This window comes from Leisingera sp. F5 (genome assembly GCF_001593695.1).
The window spans coordinates 1-2,742 of the sequence record NZ_LUKH01000353.1; the positions used below are offsets into that span (position 1 = coordinate 1).

General features: G+C 65.8%; 3 protein-coding genes and 1 pseudogene. All 4 read left to right on the forward strand.

Annotated elements, in window-relative coordinates:
- A partial coding sequence (locus A2I95_RS30145; protein ID WP_291735798.1) for a mandelate racemase/muconate lactonizing enzyme family protein occupies positions 1 to 781 on the forward strand: 781 nt, incomplete at its 5' end.
- A 4-nt stretch (positions 782 to 785) separates the two neighbouring features.
- Positions 786 to 1,400 carry a dimethylsulfonioproprionate lyase family protein gene (locus tag A2I95_RS30150; protein WP_291735800.1) on the forward strand — a complete coding sequence of 205 codons (615 nt, stop codon included), beginning with the start codon at positions 786 to 788 and terminating at the stop codon, positions 1,398 to 1,400.
- Entirely contained in the window at positions 1,397 to 2,500 is a 1,104-nt protein-coding gene (locus A2I95_RS30155) for a mandelate racemase/muconate lactonizing enzyme family protein (RefSeq protein ID WP_291735802.1), read from the forward strand. The genes A2I95_RS30150 and A2I95_RS30155 overlap by 4 nt, the downstream gene beginning before the upstream one ends.
- Before the next feature lie 65 nt (positions 2,501 to 2,565).
- A pseudogene (locus A2I95_RS30160) lies at positions 2,566 to 2,742 on the forward strand (aspartate aminotransferase family protein); the annotation flags it as partial.

Sequence of the window (2,742 nt, forward strand, 5' to 3'; positions counted from 1 at the left end):
GGACATTCTCGGCAAAGCCACGGGCCTGCCGCTGTGGCAACTGCTGGGCGGGGCAGAGGCCGCGCCGGTGCTGGTGAACTCGTCGATCTCCACCAGCAGTCCGGGGGAAATGCTGGCGCTGATCGCCCGTGCCGCGCAAAAGGGCTATACCGTGCATTCGGCCAAGGTGGGCGGCACTGACATCGGCCTCGACATTGACCGGATCGAGGCGATTTCCGAAGGCCTGCCCAAGGGCCACAAGGTGACCTTTGACGTAAACCGCGCTTGGCAGCCCGGCGTCGCGGTGGAGGTGCTGAACTCGGTCAAGGCACGCGACTGGGTGGAGCAGCCCTGCGAGACGCTGGACCAGTGCGCCCATGTGGCGGCGCGGGTCTCCAACCCGATCATGCTGGATGAATGCATGCAAACGTTCGGCGACCATCTGGAGGCCTGGAAGCGCGGCGCGTGCGAAGGCGTGAAGGTGAAGCCCAACCGCGTCGGCGGGCTGACCCGGGCGCGGCAGATCCGCGACTTTGGCGTCTCCGTCGGCTGGCAGATGCATATCGAGGATCTGGGCGGATCGGCGCTGGCGGATACCGCAGCGATCCACCTGGCGGCCTCGACGCCGGAGGCCAACCGGCTGGCAAGCTGGCTCTGCCACTACCATCTGGATGCGGATCCGGTCCCCGGCCAGGGCGCGCGCAATGACGCGGGCATTGCCGTGCCACCCTCCCTGCCCGGCCTCGGCGTGACCCCGGAAGACGGCGCGCTGGGGGACCCGGTTGCGGTCTACGGAGGCTAGTGCGATGCCCGCACGGCTGTTGCAGGAGCTGACACAGTTGGCCGCCCGGACCGAAGGGCTGGAGTGGTTTGCGCCGCGGATGCAGGACCTGCCGCTGCTGGACGCAGAGCCGCGCCAATTGCCTGTGTGCACGAGGATATCCAAACTTCTGCCAGCCGCGGCGCTTGCGTCCCGGCCCGGGCCATGTGTTTCGGCGGGCACGCTACCCGTTGTGAAAGCTCTGATTGCCGCGCTTCCCCGCCTCAAATGGCAGCAGACCTACACCAAGGCGGATGGCTTCTCCCGCAACTGGCTGGACAATTACGGCTGGGTCAATCTGATCTCACCCGAGGGGTTGTACCACAGCAACGAGATGCGCCTGTCGATCGGCTACTGGGGCGCCGGACAGCATTATACCGAGCATTCGCATGCACCTGAGGAGACCTATCTGATCCTGGCCGGCCAGGCCCGGTTCCATTCTCAAGGCCGCCCGCCGCGGGATGCGATCCCCGGAGACACTATCCACCACGCGCCGCATCAGAAACATGCCATTGATATGGTGCCGGGGCCACTGCTGGCCGCCGCCTTCTGGCGCGGAGAAGACCTGCTGAGAAAATCCGACCTTGGAGCACGTAAATGAAAATCACCCGGATCTCCCTGTGGCATGTGCCGCTGACCAGCCACACCGCCTATTACATGGCCGAAGGCAAGACCTGCGGCACCGTCGAAAGCGTGGTGCTCGCGTTGGACACGGACGCGGGCCTGACCGGCTGGGGCGAGGTCTGCCCGATCCCGCATTACCTGCCCGCCTATGCCCGCGGCGTGGTGCCCGCGGTTGAGGAGATGGCGCCGGTGCTCATGGGTGCCGATCCGGTGGGACCAGAGGCGGTGATGGCGAAACTGGACTGTTGGCTGCAGGGGCACGCTTACGCCAAATCCGCCATCGACATCGCCCTGTGGGACCTGACCGCGCAGGCCGCCGCGCTGCCGCTTCATGCGCTCTTGGGCGGTCAGCGGCAGGCGGATATGCCGCTTTATCACTCGATCACCTGCGTCGCCCCCGAGGAGATGGCGCACATCGCCCGCGAGGCACAGGAGACCGGCATCACCCAGTTTCAGGTGAAACTCGGCGCCGACCGCGACTGGCTGGCCGATGTGGCCCGGCTGCGGCTGGTGCGCGAGGCGGTAGGCGATGGCCCGCTGGTCTATGGCGACTGGAACTGCGGCGCAACCTCGCTGGATGCCTCCCGCGTGGGCCGGGCCGTTGCCGGTCTGGACATCATGCTGGAACAACCCTGCGCCACCATTGAGGATTGCGCCCGGGTGCGCGCGGCCTGCGGCCTGCCGATGAAGCTGGATGAAAACGCCCATGATACTGCCTCCTTGCTGGCTGGCCACGCGGCAGGCGTGATGGATGCGGTCGCCATTAAGCTCTCGAAATTCGGCGGGTTGTCGGCCTCACGCCGGGCGCGCGACCTGTGCCTGCATTTGGGCGCCAAGATGTGCATCGAGGACACCTGGGGCTCCGACATCACCACCGCGGCGCTGCTGCATCTGGGAGCCTCGACTGATCCGTTGAGCGTGATGAATGTCTGCGACCTCTCTTCCTATGTCAGCCCGCGGCTGGACCCGGCCGGGCCGGAGCGCCGCAACGGCCGTATCGCCCCGCCGGAAGGCGCTGGCCTGGGTGCACGTCCCGACCGCGAGGGCCTGGGGGCTCCCGCAGCTGTGATCGATTAATTTTTGACTTATTGGTCAAATCTCACCTAACAATGGGCAACCCGCCCTCAACAGGAACTGAAGACATGGAAAAGATCCTCTCACAGGCCGAATGGACTGAACGCGCCCGTGCGGTGCTGCCCGCGGGCGGCTTTGGCAATTTTGATCCCGGTATCGTCATCCGCGAGGGCAAGGGCTCGCGCGTGTGGGATGAAGACGGGAAGGAGTATATCGACTATCTGATCGGCTCCGGCCCGATGATG

Coding starts and splice junctions, on each gene's coding strand:
- A2I95_RS30155 (WP_291735802.1), top strand. CDS start 1,397: ATGAAAATCACCCGGATCTCCCTGTGGCATGTGCCGCTGACCAGCCAC.
- A2I95_RS30150 (WP_291735800.1), top strand. CDS start 786: ATGCCCGCACGGCTGTTGCAGGAGCTGACACAGTTGGCCGCCCGGACC.